We start from the raw sequence: 18,704 nt of genomic DNA, 5'->3' as shown, positions 1-18,704 counted from the left end.
CTTCCGTTCTGGCTATCCCAGGAAGGGCAGCGCAGCCAGGAACATCGCCGCCGCCCCCAGCATGCCGTCAAAGCGGTCCAGGAGGCCGCCGTGGCCGGGGATCAGGGCGCTGGAGTCCTTCACGCCCATCTTGCGTTTGAGGGCACTCTCGGCGATGTCGCCCGCCTGGCTCGCCATCGACAGCAGCACCGACAGAAGGATGATGCCTGTGCCCAGCCCTGCAGCTGCGGCAAAGCCCGCGCCCGTCAGCGCCGCCGCCAGCCAGCCGGCCGAGGCGCCGCTCCAGGTCTTTTTGGGGCTGACCCGCGGCCACAGCTTCGGTCCGCCGAATGTCTTGCCCGCGAAGTACCCTGCGACGTCCGTCGCCACCACCACGCCGATCAGCCACAGCATCCAGGACGCGCCCAGGACGTTGCGCAGCCAGATGAAGCCGAAGGCCGCAAACATCACCCACAGCGTGAAGCCGATGAAATGGCCCCGGTTGCGGCCAAGTTGCCCCGCCCCCGCCAGCGCCGGTGCTGCCAGCAGCGGCAGCGCCCAGACCGGCGGCAGCAGGGCCGCCGCCAGCATCGCGGCAAAGCACAATACCCCCAGCAGCAGCGCGGCGGCGCCGCGGTCCGGGTCCAGCATCCGCACCAGTTCCCAGACCATTCCGCCGGCCAGCGCCGCGATCATCACCGCAAACACCAGGCCGCCCGCCCAGACCGCAAAGCCCGCGATCAGGACCATCACCAGCGCCGACGCCGCCCGCGGCGCCAGATCCGCCCAGCGGCCCTTGCCGCCCGAAATCCGCCCGCTCATGTCTTCACCGCTCCGAAACGGCGGTCGCGGCGGCCGAAGCTCTGGCACAGCAGCGCCAGCTCTTCCGCAGTGAAATCCGGCCACAGCGTGTCGATGAACTCATATTCGGCATAAGCCGACTGCCACAGCAGAAAGTTCGAGATCCGCGCCTCGCCGCTGGTGCGGATCACAAGGTCCGGGTCCGGCAGCACATGCGTGTCGAGGTAGCGCGGCAGGGTTTCCAGATCGACGTCCTCGGGGCTGAGCCGCCCCGCCGCCACATCCCGCGCCAGCCGCTTGGTGGCCCGCGCCACCTCGTCGCGGCCGCCATAGTTCAGCGCAATGGTGAGATGGGTGCCGTCATTGCATTCGGTCTCGCGCTCCAGCTGGTCCATCAGCGCGGTCAGCTTGGCATCCAGCCGCAGCCGGTCGCCGATGAAGCGCACCCGCACGTTTTTGGCCGCCAGCGCCTTCATCTCCTTGGAGATATATCGGCGGAACAGGCTCATCAGCCCGGCCACTTCGGTCTGGGTGCGCTTCCAGTTCTCGGTCGAAAAGGCGAATATCGTCAGGTATTTGACGCCCAAAGCCGGGCAGCATTCCACCACTTCCCGCACCCGCTTGGCGCCTGCGTGATGGCCGAACAGCCGGGGCCGTCCGCGGGCCTGGGCCCAGCGGCCGTTGCCATCCATGATGATGGCGACATGGCGCGGACCCGGCCCGGCCGCCGCCGTAACCCCGGCGGCCTGGGCGTGCGTATCGGAGGCTTCCGGCATGATGGGCGATCAGACCTGCATGATCTCGGCTTGCTTGGTCTCAAGCGCCTCGTCGACCACCTTGATCATCTTGTCGGTCAGCTCCTGCACCTCGGATTCCCAGAATTTCTGGTCGTCCTCGGACATGCCGTCTGCCTTGGCCTTCTTGATCTGGTCCATGCCGTCGCGGCGCACGTTGCGGATGGCGACGCGGGCGTGCTCGGCATACTGGCCCGCAACCTTGGTCAGCTCGCGGCGGCGCTCCTCGTTCAGCTCGGGGATCGGCAGCATGATGATGGTGCCGTTGAGCTGCGGATTGATGCCCAGGCCAGACTCGCGAATCGCCTTTTCCACCTTGCCGACCAGCGACTTGTCCCAGACATTGATGGTCACCATCCGCGGCTCCGGCACGTTCACCGTGCCAACCTGGTTGATCGGCGTCATGGAGCCATAGGCATCCACCATCACCGGCTCCAGCATCGAGGCCGAGGCCCGGCCGGTGCGCAAGGAAGCAAATTCGGTTCGCAGATTGCCCATGGCGCCGTCCATGCGGCGTTTCAGGGCGTCGGTATCCAGTTCAAAATCGTCAGACATGCTGCTCTCTCCCCTTGTGTGAGGCGGTCTTCATGAGGCTCTTAAGCCATTGGACGGACATTGTATAGCGATCTGCCCCAGGTTTCACGGCCGCTTTTGCGGCGCGTGGCCCGCCAGCTCCGCCTTCGCCAGCGGCCTTCCGCCGTCTCCGCCGGTTCAGCCGGCGGCGGCGGATCAGGGGACGGGCCGCGCGGCCCGCCCCGGTCTCGACAGAAGCCTGAAGCCCGGCCTCAGTCCTGGACCTTCGTATAGGTGCCCTTCCCGGCGAGAATGCCGCGGAAGCCGCCCGGCTCGTCCAGCGGGAAGACGATCAGCGGCAGGTTGTTGTCCCGCGCCAGTGCGATCGCCGAGGCATCCATCACCCGCAGCCGCTTGGCCAGCACGTCGTCATAGCTGATCTCGTCATAGCGCACCGCGTCGGAGTGGATCGCGGGGTCCTTGTCATAAACGCCATCGACCCCGTTCTTGCCCATGAAAATCGCCTCGCAGGCCATCTCGTTGGCGCGCAGCGTCGCCGCGGTGTCGGTGGTGAAATAGGGGTTGCCGGTGCCCGCGGCAAAGATGCAGACCCGCTTCTTCTCCAGGTGGCGCACGGCGCGGCGGCGGATGTAAGGCTCGGCCACCTCGTCCATGCGGATCGCCGAGATCACCCGGGTGAAGACGCCCAGACCTTCCAGCGCCGACTGCATCGCCAGCGCGTTCATCACCGTGGCCAGCATGCCCATGTAGTCGGCGGTGGTGCGCTCCATCCCCTGCGCCGAGCCGGAGAGCCCGCGGAAGATGTTGCCGCCGCCGATTACCATGCAGATCTCGACACCCATTTCCTGCACAGACTTCACTTCGCGGGCGATGCGCTGCACGGTCGGCGGATGCAGGCCATAGCCCTGATCCCCCATCAGCGCCTCGCCGGAAATTTTCAGCATGACACGTTTATAGGCTGCGGCCGGATGGGCCTCCGGCTGTACTTCGGTTTGAGGCATGTTGCGCTCCAGAGAATGGCTGGGTTAATTTGCGCGCAAAATGGAGCAAATCGCGGCCGGTTTCAATGCGCGCCGGGCCGTTTCTGCTGCGCGCGGCCCGGCCGGGCGCAAGTCCCCGGAAAACAGCTCTTTTCGAACCGCCCAGAGGGAGCCGCCATGAAACTGCCTGCCATCGACCCCGGCAAACCGGTGCTGATCGCCGGCCCCACCGCCTCGGGCAAATCAGCGCTGGCGCTAGAAATTGCCGAAACCCAGGGCGGCGTGATCGTCAACGCGGATGCCAGCCAGGTCTACGGCTGCTGGCGGGTAGTGACCGCGCGCCCCTCAGCGGAGGAAGAAGCCCGCGCGCCGCATGCGCTCTATGGCCACCTGCCCTTTGACGCGCCCTATTCAGCGGGCCATTGGCTGCGCGAGGTGCTGCCGCTGCTCGAGGGCCCCGAACGCCCCATCATCGTCGGCGGCACCGGGCTTTACTTCACCGCACTGACCGAAGGCCTCGCCGAGATCCCCGCGACCCCGGCCGGGGTCCGCAAGGAGGCCGACGGGCTCGATCTGGAGACGCTGCGCCGCGGGCTCGACACGGGCACCGCCGCCCGCATCGACCTCAATAACCGCGCCCGGGTGCAGCGCGCCTGGGAGGTGCTGCGCGCCACCGGCCGCCCGCTCGCGGACTGGCAGGACGGCACCCCGCCGCCTGCGCTGCCGCTCTCCGGATGCACCGCGCTGGTGGTGGAAACGACGAAAGACTGGCTCGAATCCCGTATCCGGCGGCGTTTCGCCCAGATGCTGGAGGCGGGCGCGCTGGCGGAAGTGCGCGCCATGCAAGGCCGCTACGACCCGGCGCTGCCGTCCTGCAAGGCAATCGGCGTGCCGGAACTGATGGCGCATGTCACCGGTGAGCTGTCGCTCGGCCAGGCCGAGGAGCGCGCCGCCATCGCCACCCGCCAGTTCGCCAAGCGCCAGCGCAGCTGGTTCCGCGCCCGTATGCGGTCCTGGCACCGCGTGACACCGGCCTGAGCGGTGCCCGCCGCTTAGCCCTCCTGCACTCCCCTGCCGGCCGGCCACAGGCAAAATCGTTCAATTTTTCCGCAACCTTGCCCGAATCGGGATTTCATGCCCTCTTGGCGCCACAAAAATCAATTTTTAGAGTGCCAAGCAAAATTATGCCGTTTGATCCCAGCCCCGCCGAAGAGTACCGCATCGCCACCTTACCCCAGCTGGCGCCGGACGGCGCCTGGCAGACCGGGCTGGCGCACGCCCGCCGCAGCCATCTTCTGATCTGGATTTCCGCGGGCTCGGCCAAGCTGATGCTCGCGGGCAAATGCCACGACGCCGGGCCGCACAGCCTGCTGAACATTCCGGCCGGCACGCTCTGGTCGGCTGCCTTCTCCGCCGGTGCCGGGGCCCGCATCCTCTCCACCGCGCCGGAGCCCGCTGCGCTGCCCGCGGCCCCGCTGTGCCTCCACGCCGCGGACCCGCAGCATCAGGACCGGCTCGGCACGCTCTTTGACGCCATGGCAGAGGAGCAGGACAACCGCGGCGCCTGCTGGCAGCGGGCGCTGAACGCCTATAGCGACCTGGCGGGCATCCTGCTGCAACGGCTGCTGCCGGCGGAACCGCTGGAGCAGCGCCCGCCCGCGGCCGCACGGCTGTGCCGCGCTTATTGCGCGCGTGTCGCCGAATACCGCCCGGCCCATTGCAACATGGCAGGCCATGCGGCGGCGCTGAAGGTGACGCCGACGCATCTCACCCGGGTCTGCAAGCAGGAGACCGGCAAGACCGCCGCCGCGCTGCTCACCGAGCACCAGCTGCACGCGGCCCGCAGCCTGCTGATCGGCTCCGACTTGCCGATCCGCGACATCGCAGGCCAGCTCGGCTTCGGCAGCGCCGCCTATTTCACCCGCTTTATCTCCCAGCACACCGGCCGCACCCCAAGCGAGCTGCGCCGCAGCGCCCGCACCGCCGCCTAAGACACTGAGGCCCCTGCGCTTTCACCGGCGCTGTCCCGCCCCGCCCGCGCCCGCTCCCCCGCCACGGCAGCAAACTAGGCAGTTCTGCCCAGTCAATCGGCGCCGCGCCGCCGGAAATTGCAGTTGCGCCCCCGAAATGTCGCTTTTTTACCTCCGTTTGCCGAAACTGTGCATTGACGAACTCCGCCAAGTGATGCGGAATACCGCCATGGGGAACACTTAATCCGGACAGACCGCGAAACGCGCCCGGCCACAGCCGCCGGGCCGCGGCCATTCTGCAAGACCAGACACCAGAGCGGTGCAACAGGGAGATCTACATGACTGACGAGACCATCACCGGCGCCCCCGTTCACTGGGCCGCGAAGATGCACGCCAAAGAGGTGCTCCAGGGCAAGCTGGACCGCCGCGAATTCCTGACCCGCGCCACCGCCCTTGGCGTCACCTCGGCCGCCGCCTACGGCATGATCGGCCTCGACGCCCCGGCCAGCGCCCAAGCCGGCACGATGCAGGAAGGCGGCACCCTGCGGGTGCAGATGCTGGTCAAGCCGCTGAAGGACCCGCGCACCTACGACTGGTCCGAAATGGGCAACGAGTCCCGCGGCACCCTGGAATACCTGGTCGAATACAACAACGACGGCTCCTTCAGCCCGATGCTGCTGGAAAGCTGGGAAATCAACGAGGACGCCACCGTCTACACCCTGAACGTCCGCCAGGGCGTGAAATGGAACAACGGCGATGATTTCACCGCCGAAGATGTCGCCCGCAACATCGAGCGCTGGTGCGACAAGGCGATGGAAGGCAACTCGATGGCGGGGCGTTTCGCCACCCTGATCGACGAGGCGACCGGCAAGGCCGGCGAAGGCGTGATCGAGGTCGCGGACAGCCATACCGTCCGCCTCAACCTGCCCGCCTCCGACATCTCGCTTATCGCCAACATGTCGGACTACCCCGCCGCGATCGTGCACTCCTCCTTCCAGACCGATGACTTCACCCAGAACGTCGGCACCGGGCCATACAAGCTCACCCAGCTCGACGTCGGCGTGAAAGCGGTGCTGGAGCGCAACGAGGACCACACCTGGTGGGGCGAGGAAGTCTTCGGCCGCCCCGCACTCGACCGTATCGATTACATCGATTTCGGCACCGATCCCTCCTCCTGGCTGGCGGCACTGGAATCCGAAGAAGTCGACATGCTTTATGAATCCGTCGGCGAATTCATCGACGTGATGGACGGGCTTGGCTACAAGAAGTCCGAGGTGGTCACCATGTCCACCATCGTGATCCGACCCAACCAGCTGGCCGAGATCGACGGCCAGAAACCCTATGCCGACAAGCGCGTGCGCAGAGCGATCCAGATGGCGGTGGACAATTCCGTCTGCCTGGAGCTCGGCTATGGCGGCCGCGGCGAGCCCGCCGAAAACCACCACGTCGGACCGATCCACCCGGAATATGCCGAGCTGCCGAAGCAGGAATCCGACCCTGCCGCGGCGCGCGCCCTGATGGAAGAGGCCGGCATGATGGAGTTCGAGCACGAAATCATCTCGATCGACGACGACTGGCGCCGCAACACCACCGATGCCGTCGCCGCGCAGCTGCGCGACGCCGGCTTCAAGGTGAAGCGCACCGTGCTGCCCGGCTCCACCTTCTGGAACGACTGGGTGAAATACCCCTTCAGCTCCACCAACTGGAACCACCGGCCGCTTGGGGTGCAGATCTGGTCGCTGGCCTACAAGTCGGGCGAGGCCTGGAACGAGTTCGGCTGGTCCAACCCCGACTTCGACGCCCTGCTGACCGAGGCGCTGTCGATCGCCGATGCGGAAAAGCGCCGCGAGATCGCCGCCAAGGGCGAGGCTCTGATCCAGGAAGAAGGCGTCACCATCCAGCCCTACTGGCGCTCGCTCTACCGCCACATGCGCGACAACGTGGAAGGGGCGGAGATGCATGTCGCCTTCGAACACCACCATTACAAGTGGGGCTTCGCGGGCTGAGCAGCCCGGCCCTGACATGACCTCTGCACCGCCCCGGCCGGGGCGGTGCGCTCCAGCGACGATGGCCGCCGCCCGCGCCTGTGCCCCGCGCCCCCGATCCGCCGCAGCGGACCCGCGCCGCCCCGGTCCGCAAGCCAGGCCCCGAGACGGGGATCCGCACCGGGGAACTGCAACAGGGATCCGCAGCAAGCGCCGCAGCCGGCCCGCCAGACCGACAGGGACCCCAAATGGGACTATTCATTCTGCGCCGCTCGGGCGTGATGCTGCTGACGGCCCTGTGCCTCACCTTCATCGTGTTCTTCCTGACCAACCTCTATCCGAACCTGGAAAAACTGGCCAAGACCCAGGGCAACTTCCGGATGTCGGACGAGGCGGTGGACAGCTGGCTGGTCAACAACGGCCACGGCGGCTGGATGATCAGCCGCTACGGCCAATGGCTGGGCGTGCTGCCGGGCTGGACCCTGGAAACGGCGGACGGGGTGCGCGGACGCTGCATCACCGGCACCGTGCCGCCGGAAGTGGCTGACGAGGCCCCCAATTTCTGCGGCATCCTGCAGGGCGACTGGGGCTATTCCACCCGCTTCAAGGATGACGTCTCCACCATCGTTGCCGAACGCCTCGGCAACACCGGGCGGCTGATGGGCTGGGTGCTTTTGCTGATGGTGCCCTCGGCCCTGCTGATCGGGGTGCTGGCGGGGATGCGCGAGGGCTCGGTCACCGACCGCTCCTTTTCCACCGTCTCGATCCTCACCACCGCGACGCCCGAATATGTCTCAGGCGTGGTCTTCATCGCGGTCTTCACCTCCTCTACCGTGGGGCTGAAGTGGTTCAAGGGCACCGCCACCGCCGCAACCGACAACCCCACGTTCGAGAATTTCTTCCTGCCGGTCCTCACCATCGCGCTTTACGGCATGGGCTACATCGCCCGCATGACCCGCGCCTCGATGACCGAGGTGATGACGGCGCAATACATCCGCACCGCGCGGCTGAAGGGCGTGAGTTTCTCCAACATCGTGATCAAACACGCGCTCAGGAACGCGCTGATTGCGCCCTTCACTGTCATCATGCTGCAGTTCCCCTGGCTTCTGAACGGCGTGGTGATCGTGGAGACCCTGTTCAACTACAAGGGCTTCGGCTGGATCCTGGTGGAGGCGGCCGGCAACAACGACATTGAACTCCTGCTCGCGGTTTCGGTCGTGTCGGTCTTTGTTGTGCTGCTGACGCAGCTGATCTCGGACATCGGCTACGTCTATCTGAACCCGCGCATCCGGATTTCGTAAGGGAGGAACTGGACCATGGAACCCCTGAGCTGGACCGGCGCCATCGCCTTCCTGAACCCGATCCTGATGTTTTCGCTCGCCGCGCTTGCACTGGCCATCCTCGCCTGGATGATCCTCAGCGTGCTGATGCCCGAGCCCGCCGCCACCGTTAATCCCGACGGCACCGTCAGCCTCGCCGCCGGCCCGCTCACAATGGCGGGCTCGGCGGTGCGGCTGCTGTTCCTGCTGACCGTCGCGGCCGCCGCCGCCTACCTGATGCTGGGCGCCGTGATGGGCACCGGCGCCGGCATCGTCGGCGCCATCAGCCAGCGCTTCCTGCCGGTCTGGCTGGCGCTTGCGGCGCTGTTCGCCGCCTCCATCATCTTCAAGCGGCGGCTCGGGCTCTACGGCAAGCTGTTCGACAGCCCCATCGGCATGATCGGCTTTGCGCTGGTGATGTTCTGGGTCTTCACCGGCGTCTTTGGCGCCATGGACCTGATCATCACCCACAACCCGCTGGACCAGGTCTCCGGCATGAAGAACAAGCTGCCCGGAACCCCGGTGCCCGGCGCCGCCGAAGGCGAATTCCAGTGGTATCTGCTGGGCGGCGACAACCTCGCCCGCGACGTCTTCAGCCGCCTGGTGAAAGGCGCCTGGGAGGTGATCAAGATCGCGCCCTTGGCGGCAATGTTCGCCTTCATGGTCGGCATCACCCTGGGCCTGCCCGCGGGCTACTACGGCGGCCGGCTCGACACCTTCCTGTCCTTCCTCGCCAACCTGATCCTCGCCTTCCCGGTGATCCTGCTGTTCTACCTGCTGGTCACCCCCGAGATCGTCGCCACCGGCGTGCCGAACTACATGGCAATCGTGCTGTTCCTGTTCCCGATCATCTTCCTCGCGGTGCTTCTGAACTCGCGCTACTACACGACGCCGAAATTCCGCACCCCGCTCCTGATCGTGGTGCTGGGCATCGCCCTCTGGCTCTACCTCTCGCTGGTCTCCACCGGCGGCGACCTGATCCGCACCAGGGACTACGCGATTTGGGGTCTGCCTTCCGGCCTTGACCTCTTCGACGTGCCCGGCGGCATCCTGGTGGTCTTTGTCTCGGTGGTGTTCGTGAATTCGCCCACGGTGTTCCGCATCGTCCGCGGCCTGACCATGGACATCAAGACGCGCGACTATGTGGCAGCGGCGCAAACCCGCGGCGAAGGCCCCTGGTACATCATGCTGTGGGAGATCCTGCCCAATGCCCGCGGGCCGCTGATCGTGGATTTCTGCCTGCGCATCGGCTACACCACCATCCTGCTGGGAACGCTCGGCTTCTTCGGCCTCGGCCTGCCGCCGGAAAGCCCGGACTGGGGTTCCACCATCAACGACGGGCGCAAGCTGCTGTCGATCTACCTGCACCCCGCGCTGCCGCCCGCTTTTGCGCTGCTGACGCTGGTGCTGGGGCTGAACCTGCTGGCAGACGGCTTGCGCGAAGAGAGCCTGAAGGATTGATCCGGGCGCAGGAGGCGGGGGTCAGCCCCCGCACCCCCGGGATATTTTCAGCCAGAAGAAGGGGCCGAGGCCCGCTGCTCCGGAAGGGAGATGAATAGATGAACAAACTGGCAGATTACGACGGCCCGATCCTGGAGATCGACAAGCTGTCGATCTCCTTCTTCACCCGCCTGCGCGAGATCCCCGCGGTGATGGATTTCTCCGTGAGGGTGCAGCCCGGCGAGGCGGTGGGCCTGGTGGGCGAATCCGGCTGCGGCAAATCCACCGTGGCGCTGGGGGTGATGCAGGACCTCGGCAAGAACGGCCGCATCGTCGGCGGCAGCATCAAGTTCAAGGGCCGCGACCTCGGCGAGATGAGCACCGAGGAGCTGCGCGATATCCGCGGCAACGAGATCGCGATGATCTATCAGGAGCCGATGGCCTCGCTCAATCCGGCAATGCGGATCGGCCAGCAGCTGATGGAAGTGCCGATGATCCACGAGGGTGTGAGCAAGGACGAAGCCCGCAAACGCGCGCTGGAAGTGGTGAGCGACGTGCGCCTGCCGGATCCGGAGCGGATGCTGAACGCTTTCCCGCACCAGCTCTCCGGCGGCCAGCAGCAGCGCATCGTGATCGCCATGGCGCTGATGTCGAAGCCCTCGCTGCTGATTTTGGATGAGCCCACCACCGCGCTCGATGTGACGGTGGAAGCCGCGGTCGTCGAGCTGGTGAAGGATCTCGGCAAGAAATACGGCACCTCGATGCTGTTCATCTCCCACAACCTCGGCCTGGTGCTGGAGACCTGCGACCGCATCTGCGTGATGTATTCCGGCGAAGCGGTGGAGCGCGGCTCGATCCATGATGTGTTTGACGAAATGCAGCACCCCTACACCCAGGCCCTGTTCCGCTCGATCCCGCTGCCAGGCGCCGACAAGAATGCCCGCCCCCTGGTGGCGATCCCCGGCAACTTCCCGCTCCCGCACGAGCGCCCGCCAGGCTGCAACTTCGGCCCCCGCTGCGACTATTTCGAGGCCGGCCGCTGCGACCGCGGCGAGGTGATCCCGATGCGCCCCGTCGCGGGCAACGACCGGCATGAGACCCGCTGCCTGCGGTTTGAGGAAATCGACTGGGACGCGCCGCTTGCGGCGAGCGTGCAGAAGACAAAGACCGCGCCGGGCCAGGTGGTGCTGAAGATCGACAAGCTGAAGAAATACTACCAAGTGGCCGCCAACGCGCTCTTCGGCGGCGGCGAGACCAAGGTGGTGAAAGCCAACGAGACCCTCAGCTTCGAGGCCCGCGAATCCGAAACCCTCGCCATCGTGGGCGAGTCAGGCTGCGGCAAGTCCACCTTCGCCAAGGTGCTGATGGGGCTGGAGACCGCAACGGATGGGCAGATCCTGCTCGACAACCGCAATATCGAGCAGATCCCGATCGAGCAGCGGGACACCAAGACCATCTCGGACGTGCAGATGGTGTTCCAGAACCCCTTCGACACGCTGAACCCGTCGATGACCGTGGGCCGCCAGATCATCCGGGCGCTGGAGATCTTCGGCATCGGCAACTCGGAAAAGGACCGCAGGCAGCGGATGCTGGAGCTTCTGGATCTGGTGAAACTGCCGCGCGCCTTTGCCGACCGGATGCCGCGGCAGCTCTCCGGCGGCCAGAAGCAGCGCGTCGGTATTGCCCGCGCCTTTGCCGGCGGCGCCCGCATCGTGGTGGCGGACGAGCCGGTCTCGGCGCTGGATGTTTCAGTGCAGGCGGCAGTCACCGATCTGCTGATGGAAATCCAGCGCAAAGAGAAGACCACGCTTCTGTTCATCTCCCACGACTTGTCCATCGTGCGCTACCTCAGCGACCGGGTGATGGTGATGTACCTCGGCCATGTGGTGGAGATCGGCGACACCGACGAAGTTTTCTCGCCGCCCTACCACCCCTATACCGAAGCGCTGCTGAGCGCGGTGCCGATTGCCGACACCTCGGTCGAGAAGCAGCATATCGTGCTGGAAGGCGACATCCCGTCGGCGATGAACCCGCCGCCGGGCTGCCCGTTCCAGACCCGCTGCCGCTGGAAGTCCGAGGTGCCGGGCAACCTCTGCGAACGGGAAGTGCCGCCAATGCGGGATATGGGCAAGGGCCACCAGATCAAGTGCCACCTGAGCGAGGAGATCCTCAACCGGATGAAACCGGTGATCAAGATCGCGGCGGAATAGGCCGCAAGCAGAAGCGCGCCCGGAGAGAGCCCGGTGAAATGTCCGGTGAAGCGCCTGACCAAGCGCCCTTTGACACGCCGGCCGGAGGTGCAGCTCCGGCCAGCGCCTGCATGAGACCGGAGCCCGCACCGCAGCTGGCGTCTGCAGCAGCCGGCCTCTTTCACGGGCCGAACCCCGCGCTCCCATCCGGCGATGCGGCCAGTCCTTCACGCGGGACCTCCCGGCTATGGCAAAAATTCCAACTGTTCAGCTCCCTGCGGGCCGCAGCTTCACCGGACGCCGGGTTTCCTCGGGCAAATCCCGCGGACGGCCTCAGGCTGGCACAGCGCGCCTGCTGTACGGACAGAGCATGAGCCACGCTTGCCATGCCCCGGTCCCATCCGCCCGGAGCCTCCAGAAGAGACCACACATCTTCGGCAGACACTGTGAGCCATCACCGGGCGCGGACTGCTTTCGTCCGCTGTCAGGCGCCGTAAGCGATAAGCGGACACCGCGAGCCTTCGGCGGACGCCACCTGCCTTCAGAGGCCGCCAGCCGGCACAAGCGAACGCCCCGCGCCTGCCCGCCGCCTTTAGCCGCAGCCGGACGCCAAAAGTGGCAGGCAACCGCCGCTTGCCCGATCTGGCAGCCCGGCCATAAGCGCTTCAAACGGCCGCAATTCGGGCCGCCTGCTTCCTGCCGCTGGAGAAACTTCTGCCGCACACGCCCGCAGCGGCACAGTGCTCAGGCGAACCGGCCGGTTTCGGCCGCGTGGTCGTCCCAGGCTTTCCACTGGCGCAGCCAGTCCGCGCCGCCAAGCGCGTCAGTCAGCGGCTGCAACTCCTTTTCGAAGGCGCGCCACTTGTCCAGACCCTTGGTGTTGATCTTCTCCCGCACCTGCAGCACCGAGGCGGTGTTGACCGCGCCGCGGCCTTCCTCGGGGCTGAGGCAGACGTCCTCCCACTCCAGGCCGCAATGCGCCAACAGATCGCGGATCTGCCGCTCCGGATCGGAGACCAGCGCCCGGAAGGACTGCACCCGTATCCCGCTGCCCAGCTTGGCCTGATAGTCGAGCGCCGAGCGGTAGACTTCGCGGATCATGCTGCCCAGCCAGTCCAGGCGGCAGGTGAAGGGCACCACCTTCTGAAAGCAGATCGAGAAATTCGACAACCCCACATCCAGCGGATGCCGGGACATGAAGACAAACCGGGCATCCGGCAGCAGCACATGCGCCAGCGCCAGGTCGCGGCAGTTCATCGGCATCTTGTCGACGATCACGCCGCCCTTGTCCTTGCCTTGCAGCGCGACCTCGAAGTAGTAGCGGCGGAAGATCGAGATCTCTTCCTCCTGCAAGCGGCCGCACCAGGACCAGGGATCGCTCCCCCGCCCCTTTTCCGCGGTATATTTGCGCACTTCCTGCAGCGCCTTGGTCAGCGCCTTGCTTTCGCCAATGGTCCCGACGGCGGAATGGCGTTGCAGGACGGCTTCGGCCAGGGTGGTGCCGGAGCGCGGCAGACCGCAGACAAAGATAACCTTGGGCCCGTCCGGCTGCGGCCGGCCTGGCGGCAGCGGCTGGAAGGCGGCGATCTGGGCATCCACCAGCTGCGCGTCGTGTTCCGGATCATGGCTGGCGTCCGAAGCGGCCTTGGAATTGCGGAAATACCGCATCGCCGCGGCGGAGTTGCCGGCCCGCTGTTCGATCTGGCCCAGGGTGTTCAGCACCAGCGCCCTGTCCTGCGGGCGCAAGTCCTTGCGGTGCGAAAGTTTCTTTAGCCGCGCCGTATGCTGCCCGTTGCGGGAAAACGGCTCCAGCCCGTTCAGCGGCGCCAGCGCCCGGATCATGAAAGGGTCAAGCTCCAGCGCCTTCTTGAAGCCGTTGGCCGCCGCCTCCGTGTCGCCGAGAGCCTGCTCCATGGCGCCAAGCTTGGCCCAGGCAACGGCGGAACCCGGCCATTTCTGCAACATCACCCGCACCAGCTTCAAGGCCGTGACCACATCGCCGAGATCGAAGTAGCATATCGCCGCCTGGTCGATTGCCTCCAGCTCGAAATCGGGGCGGCTGATCATCGGCACCAGGATCCCCAGTGCTTGCCGCTGCATGCCCGCGGCCCGCAGATCCTGGACGGCTTTCAGCCAGCCGCCGGAGGCGGGCGCGGCGCTCGGCTGGACGCGAAGCTGATGATTCATCACACTGCCTGTAATTCTGGTATGACCGGCAGATTAAAGGAACCTGGTAAAAGAGCGGTAAACGCAGAAAGACTTGCCATGGCCAAGATCCCTGTGCGGGTCAGCCGCTCAACTCAGCAGCAGCACCACGACCATCAAGAGGTTCATCGAGGCAAACTGCATCAGCTTGGGGTGGCGGCGGCTGCGCACCCCCGCGTATAGCGCCATCATCAGCGACACCGTGAGCCCGGCCAGCGCCAGGCTGCCTCCGGCCGCCCCGGCCAGCCCGGTGCCCGGCCCCCAGGGCGAATCCGGCAGGACCATCCCCTTCAGCCCGACCCCGGTCAGCAAGCCGGCAATCGCCCCCGCCAATGAGACCGCCGCGCTGCGCGCCGGGCCCGCACCAGGCCCCGGCCGGGCGCTCCCGGTCAATCTGTCGATGATCTCCCGGCTCGGCACCGGGCCGGGCTGCCAGCCGATGCGGGCCAGCCGCTGGTCGAAATTTCTGCTCTGCACGGCAGTTCCTCCTGAAACTGCCGACAGTTTTATGAAAGATTGAGGCAAACCCGTGGCGCTGCCGGGAAGTTAACGCGGCCGCAGGGAAATTTACCGCAAGGTTAACGCCTGCGCGCCCCATACCGCCCGGTCAGGCGCCTCCGCCCGGGATCAGCTGCCCCAGATGCGGCGCACATAGGTCTGGGTTTCCCGGTAGGGCGGCACGCCGCTGTGGCGCCGCACCGCTTCGGGCCCCGCGTTATAGGCCGCGAGCGCCAGCCGCCAGGAGCCAAAGGCGCGGTACTGGCGCGCCAGGTAGCGCGCCCCGCCCTCCAGGTTCTGCTGCGGCACCGCCGGATCCACCCCCAGCGCCCGCGCCGTGCCAGGCATCAGCTGCGCCAGCCCCAGCGCGCCCTTGTGCGACTTCGCCTGCGGGTTCCAGTTGCTCTCCTGCTGCACCAGCCGCAGGAACAGTTCCTCCGGCACGCCGTGCCTGCGCGCCGCCGCGCGCGCCACCTCCAGGAAGCGGCCGCGGTAGGACCCGCTGTAGGGTAACCCCCCGCCCGCGTCCGGCACCCGGACCGCGGGCGGCTGCAGCCGCGCCGAATTCCTGTATTGCGACGCCGCGCGCGTATCCAGAAGTTTGGTATGGGCGGCAAACAGCGCCCTTCGGTTTTTGCTGCCGAACATATCCGCCAGCACCGGCTGGGCCGGCACACAGGCGGCCATCATCAGCCCCGCGATCAGCTTGCGCATCCTCACTGTCCCGTCTGTCCCACTTTGGCCACTATAAGGCGGCTCGTTAAAATTGGAAGCGCCCCGCCCCAGACCCGCTCCGCGCACCGCATCCCGCGCCGGCCCAAGCTGTCCGCAGAAGTCTGCTTCCCTCACCGGACCGGGGCCTATAGTGTGCCCGGAACGCGGCGGGCCGGATTCGCGCCCGCTCCTCTTGCTCATCCGGGGTGATCCGGGTGAACGGGGGGTTACCGGAGCTCTGCGGGGCTCACGCAAGAACAAGACACGGACAGATACAAAGGACGGATCCCATGGCCGGCTCAGTCAACAAAGTCATCCTCATCGGCAACCTGGGCCGCGACCCCGAGGTGCGGACGTTCCAGAACGGCGGCAAAGTGTGCAACCTGCGCATCGCCACCTCGGAGACCTGGAAGGACCGCAACACGGGCGAGCGCAAGGAACGCACCGAATGGCATTCGGTCGCCATTTTCAACGAGGGCCTGGTGCGGGTTGCCGAGCAATACCTGCGCAAGGGCTCCAAGGTCTATATCGAGGGCCAGCTGCAGACCCGCAAGTGGCAGGACCAGAGCGGCCAGGACCGCTACTCGACCGAGGTCGTGCTGCAGGGCTTCGGCTCCACCCTCACCATGCTGGACGGCCGCGGTGAAGGCGGCGGCGGCGGCTACGGCGGCGGCCAGGGCGGCGGTTACGGCGGCGGCAGCCAGGGCGGCGGCTATGGCGGCGGCTACGACAGCGGCCCGCAGGACGGCGGCTACGGCGGCGGCGGCGGTGCCTCGCACAACATCGACGACGACGAAATTCCGTTCTGATCCGCGCCCGGCGTTCCGGCGCCTGCGCAGACCAAACCCCCGCCCTCCGGCGGGGGTTTTTTCGTTTTGCACCAAGCAGATCAGCCCCAAGAGCTCTGCCCGGCAGGCGGTGCCGGCCCGCAATAGCACAATCTTAAGATATATCCACTAGCGTCCATGCAATCACGAGTTTTAATTGCGTTAGGGTACCCAGGATGAGAATGCGTTTTCTCCAGCATCTGTCGATCACCACAAAAATTGCTCTCTTGATGGCCGGGCCAATGATCCTCAGCCTCTGGTTCATGGGCCAGAAGCTGCTGGATCTTTACGAGCGCGCCCAGGTCAACACCGAACTCGCCGGCGAGCTGATGGAGGACATGGGCAGCCTGGTGCACACGCTGCAGGCCGAACGCGGCATGAGCGCGGCCTTCCTGGCCAGTGACAGCCCCACTTTGCCCGTCGCGCTGGTGGAACTGCGGCAGACCAATGACAAGGCGATGAAGACCTATCTCGACACGCTCGGCCGGGTCAATGCGGATGACTTGCCGCAGGAAGCCGCGCAGGCCCTGCAATTTGCGCGCAACGAGCTGGCCCGCGCTCCCAAGGTGCGCGATCAGATCACCAGCCGCCAGGTGAAGGTGGCGGGCGCCGTCAGCTATTTCACCGACCTCAACACCGCGCTGATCCAGACCGGCCTCTCCGTCACCGGGCTGGTCGAGGATCCCGCCATTGCCAGCACGGCCATTGCGCTGTCGTCTTTCCTGCGCGCCAAGGACGCGGCCGGCATCGTCCGGGCCGTGGGCGCGGTCGGCTTCACCAAAGGCTGGCCGGCGCAAAACGTGCAGCGCTTCGCCGCAATTCAATCGCGCTACGAAGAGCGGCTGGAACGTTTCATGGACTTCGCGCGCCTCACGGACCGCAATACCGTCTCTGCGCTGCTGGATAGCCAGGCTGTCAAAAAGGTGTCCGGAATAAGTGGCGCTGTGCTCTCCGGGCAGAACGTTTCCGGGACCTCCGCCAAAACCTGGTTTGCCGATGCCACCGACATGCTCGGCGCCCTGCGCGAAGGCGAGCAGACCCTGGTCTCCCGGCTGCGCTCGGATATGGCCGCCTATGACGCGCGCAACCAGGCCGCCTTCACCGAGACACTGGTGCTGCTCTGCGTTCTGCTCGGCGTGGTCTTCGTCCTCTGCATGCTGGTCGCCCGCGACATGACCAAGGGCCTCTCCGTGTTGAACGGCGCGCTGCGCCAACTGGGCAGCGGCGAAACCGATGTCGAGGTGCCGGGCGCAGACCGGCGCGACGAGATCGGAGCGGTCGCGCGCAACGTGGTGGACTTGCGTACCGTCACCCAGCAGCGCCAGGAGGAAGAGGTCGCAGCCCAGGCCAAGCGCCGCGAGGAAATCCTGGACGTCGCGCGCCGCATCGGCAGCGCCCTGATGGATCTCCAGAACAAGCGCCTGAACAATCCGATTGTGGAATGGTTCCCGGTGGAGTTCAAATCCATCCGCATGGACTTCAACCAGTCGCTGCAGGCACTGGGTTCGGCAATCTCCACCATCGGTGAGCTGTCGAGCGGCGTCGATGAAAGCACCGTCTCGATCGCAGAGGCCTCGATGGATCTGGCCCACCGCACCGAAGCGCAATCGGCCACGCTGGAGAAGACCACGATCGCAATGCGGGAGCTGACCGGCAGCGTGCAGCAGTCGGCCACAAACGCCGACCGCGCCGAACGCCTGGCCGGCAGTGCCCGCGATGGTGTGCGCTCTTGCGACGAGGTGGTTCAGAACACCATCGGCGCCATGGACCAGCTGCAGGAATCCTCGCAGGAAATCTCCCAGATCACCAAGGTGATCCAGGACATCGCCTTCCAGACCAACCTGCTGGCGCTGAACGCCGGTGTCGAAGCCGCCCGCGCGGGCGAAGCAGGCCGCGGCTTTGCGGTGGTGGCCAGCGAGGTGCGCATGCTGGCGCAGCGCTGCGCCGATGCGGTGCAGCAGATCGACCAGCTTACCGCGCGCAGCTCGGAACAGGTGAAGAACGGTGCCAGCCTGGTGGACCAGGCGGGCCAGGCCATGGCCGCGGTCAACGAACAGGTGAGCGAGATCTCGGACCTGGTGATCGAGATCGCCGGCAACATAAAGGCGCAGTCGGCGCAGATGAGCGATATCAACACCGCCGTCGGCGAGCTGGAGGTGGTGACCCAGCAGAACGCCGCCATGGCCGAGGAAACCACCGCCGCCACCACCTCGCTGTCGGAACAAGCGCAGGAGCTGCGCGAGCTTGTGGCGCAGTTCACCCTCGGGGATGCCACAATCGCCCAGGCCTCCGCGCCGGCCCTCGCGCCGCCCGCGGCAAGCTGGACGGCAGAGGATCCCGGCGACACCAGCCACGCCGCCTGAAGCCGCCCTTCCGCCGGCGCCCCGTCAGCGCTGGCGCCCCCAACGCAAAAGGAGCGGCCAGAACGGCCGCTCCTTACATTCGGGTTTCCCGGTCACGGGGGGCCGC

General features: G+C 66.4%; 15 protein-coding genes. 8 read left to right on the top strand and 7 right to left on the bottom strand.

All coding sequences use genetic code 11. The annotated features are described in order from the left end of the window. Positions 1-12: 12 nt before the first annotated feature. The 4 genes from ACOHX0_RS05865 to pyrH form a co-directional block, all read right to left on the bottom strand. The gene (locus ACOHX0_RS05865; RefSeq protein ID WP_420675756.1) at positions 13-801 is read right to left on the bottom strand and encodes a phosphatidate cytidylyltransferase; all 789 of its coding nucleotides are present in this window, start codon (positions 799-801) and stop codon (positions 13-15) included. Further along, positions 798-1,556, bottom strand: coding sequence for an isoprenyl transferase (locus ACOHX0_RS05860; protein WP_420675755.1), 759 nt, complete (start codon positions 1,554-1,556; stop codon positions 798-800). Before ACOHX0_RS05860 ends, ACOHX0_RS05865 begins: the two co-directional genes overlap by 4 nt. A 9-nt stretch (positions 1,557-1,565) precedes the next feature. Further along, positions 1,566-2,129: a ribosome recycling factor gene (gene frr, locus ACOHX0_RS05855; protein ID WP_420675754.1), complete on the bottom strand. Its 564-nt coding sequence runs from the start codon at positions 2,127-2,129 to the stop codon at positions 1,566-1,568. A gap of 230 nt (positions 2,130-2,359) precedes the next feature. Continuing rightward, positions 2,360-3,109: a UMP kinase gene (pyrH, locus tag ACOHX0_RS05850; protein ID WP_420675753.1), complete on the bottom strand. Its 750-nt coding sequence runs from the start codon at positions 3,107-3,109 to the stop codon at positions 2,360-2,362. Positions 3,110-3,265: 156 nt separating this feature from the next. On the opposite strand from pyrH, the gene miaA reads away from it, so the two are divergent. The 6 genes from miaA (at position 3,266) to ACOHX0_RS05820 (ending at position 12,012) form a co-directional block, all read left to right on the top strand. After that, positions 3,266-4,126: a tRNA (adenosine(37)-N6)-dimethylallyltransferase MiaA gene (gene miaA / locus ACOHX0_RS05845; RefSeq protein ID WP_420675752.1), complete on the top strand. Its 861-nt coding sequence runs from the start codon at positions 3,266-3,268 to the stop codon at positions 4,124-4,126. Positions 4,127-4,272: 146 nt separating this feature from the next. After that, complete coding sequence (locus tag ACOHX0_RS05840) at positions 4,273-5,079, top strand: AraC family transcriptional regulator (protein WP_420675751.1); 807 nt, start codon at positions 4,273-4,275, stop codon at positions 5,077-5,079. Positions 5,080-5,396: 317 nt separating this feature from the next. Then, on the top strand, positions 5,397-7,064 hold the full coding sequence (locus ACOHX0_RS05835) for an ABC transporter substrate-binding protein (RefSeq protein WP_420675750.1): 1,668 nt from the start codon (positions 5,397-5,399) through the stop codon (positions 7,062-7,064). A 227-nt stretch (positions 7,065-7,291) separates the two neighbouring features. Beyond that, entirely contained in the window at positions 7,292-8,344 is a 1,053-nt protein-coding gene (locus ACOHX0_RS05830) for an ABC transporter permease (RefSeq protein WP_420675749.1), read from the top strand. A gap of 15 nt (positions 8,345-8,359) precedes the next feature. Beyond that, positions 8,360-9,823, top strand: a complete 1,464-nt coding sequence (locus ACOHX0_RS05825; RefSeq protein WP_420675748.1) for an ABC transporter permease — start codon at positions 8,360-8,362, stop codon at positions 9,821-9,823. 98 nt (positions 9,824-9,921) lie between these two features. Further along, a complete protein-coding gene (locus ACOHX0_RS05820; RefSeq protein ID WP_420675747.1) occupies positions 9,922-12,012 on the top strand; it encodes an ABC transporter ATP-binding protein in 2,091 nt (696 codons plus the stop codon). Positions 12,013-12,735: 723 nt separating this feature from the next. Here ACOHX0_RS05820 and ACOHX0_RS05815 read toward each other — a convergent pair. The 3 genes from ACOHX0_RS05815 to ACOHX0_RS05805 all read right to left on the bottom strand — a co-directional run bounded on the left by ACOHX0_RS05815 (position 12,736) and on the right by ACOHX0_RS05805 (position 15,408). Then, positions 12,736-14,178, bottom strand: a complete 1,443-nt coding sequence (locus tag ACOHX0_RS05815; protein WP_420675746.1) for a tetratricopeptide repeat-containing sulfotransferase family protein — start codon at positions 14,176-14,178, stop codon at positions 12,736-12,738. A gap of 108 nt (positions 14,179-14,286) precedes the next feature. Continuing rightward, complete coding sequence (locus tag ACOHX0_RS05810) at positions 14,287-14,673, bottom strand: hypothetical protein (RefSeq protein ID WP_420675745.1); 387 nt, start codon at positions 14,671-14,673, stop codon at positions 14,287-14,289. Between the two features lie 150 nt (positions 14,674-14,823). Further along, a complete protein-coding gene (locus ACOHX0_RS05805; RefSeq protein WP_420675744.1) occupies positions 14,824-15,408 on the bottom strand; it encodes a lytic transglycosylase domain-containing protein in 585 nt (194 codons plus the stop codon). Between the two features lie 290 nt (positions 15,409-15,698). Here ACOHX0_RS05805 and ACOHX0_RS05800 point away from each other — a divergent pair, with 290 nt between their 5' ends. Next, entirely contained in the window at positions 15,699-16,217 is a 519-nt protein-coding gene (locus tag ACOHX0_RS05800; protein WP_420675743.1) for a single-stranded DNA-binding protein, read from the top strand. A 200-nt stretch (positions 16,218-16,417) separates the two neighbouring features. Continuing rightward, entirely contained in the window at positions 16,418-18,598 is a 2,181-nt protein-coding gene (locus tag ACOHX0_RS05795) for a methyl-accepting chemotaxis protein (RefSeq protein ID WP_420675742.1), read from the top strand. Positions 18,599-18,704: the final 106 nt, after the last annotated feature.

The sequence above is a fragment of the Cribrihabitans pelagius genome, assembly GCF_048820915.1.
In the GTDB taxonomy this organism is placed as follows: Bacteria; Pseudomonadota; Alphaproteobacteria; order Rhodobacterales; family Rhodobacteraceae; genus Cribrihabitans_A; species Cribrihabitans_A pelagius.
The sequence above is the reverse complement of the archived record's forward strand: the minus strand, read 5'-3'. Positions and strand labels throughout refer to the sequence as shown.

Coding starts and splice junctions, on each gene's coding strand:
- ACOHX0_RS05865 (WP_420675756.1), bottom strand. CDS start 801: ATGAGCGGGCGGATTTCGGGCGGCAAGGGCCGCTGGGCGGATCTGGCG.
- ACOHX0_RS05860 (WP_420675755.1), bottom strand. CDS start 1,556: ATGCCGGAAGCCTCCGATACGCACGCCCAGGCCGCCGGGGTTACGGCG.
- frr (WP_420675754.1), bottom strand. CDS start 2,129: ATGTCTGACGATTTTGAACTGGATACCGACGCCCTGAAACGCCGCATG.
- pyrH (WP_420675753.1), bottom strand. CDS start 3,109: ATGCCTCAAACCGAAGTACAGCCGGAGGCCCATCCGGCCGCAGCCTAT.
- miaA (WP_420675752.1), top strand. CDS start 3,266: ATGAAACTGCCTGCCATCGACCCCGGCAAACCGGTGCTGATCGCCGGC.
- ACOHX0_RS05840 (WP_420675751.1), top strand. CDS start 4,273: ATGCCGTTTGATCCCAGCCCCGCCGAAGAGTACCGCATCGCCACCTTA.
- ACOHX0_RS05835 (WP_420675750.1), top strand. CDS start 5,397: ATGACTGACGAGACCATCACCGGCGCCCCCGTTCACTGGGCCGCGAAG.
- ACOHX0_RS05830 (WP_420675749.1), top strand. CDS start 7,292: ATGGGACTATTCATTCTGCGCCGCTCGGGCGTGATGCTGCTGACGGCC.
- ACOHX0_RS05825 (WP_420675748.1), top strand. CDS start 8,360: ATGGAACCCCTGAGCTGGACCGGCGCCATCGCCTTCCTGAACCCGATC.
- ACOHX0_RS05820 (WP_420675747.1), top strand. CDS start 9,922: ATGAACAAACTGGCAGATTACGACGGCCCGATCCTGGAGATCGACAAG.
- ACOHX0_RS05815 (WP_420675746.1), bottom strand. CDS start 14,178: ATGAATCATCAGCTTCGCGTCCAGCCGAGCGCCGCGCCCGCCTCCGGC.
- ACOHX0_RS05805 (WP_420675744.1), bottom strand. CDS start 15,408: ATGCGCAAGCTGATCGCGGGGCTGATGATGGCCGCCTGTGTGCCGGCC.
- ACOHX0_RS05800 (WP_420675743.1), top strand. CDS start 15,699: ATGGCCGGCTCAGTCAACAAAGTCATCCTCATCGGCAACCTGGGCCGC.
- ACOHX0_RS05795 (WP_420675742.1), top strand. CDS start 16,418: ATGCGTTTTCTCCAGCATCTGTCGATCACCACAAAAATTGCTCTCTTG.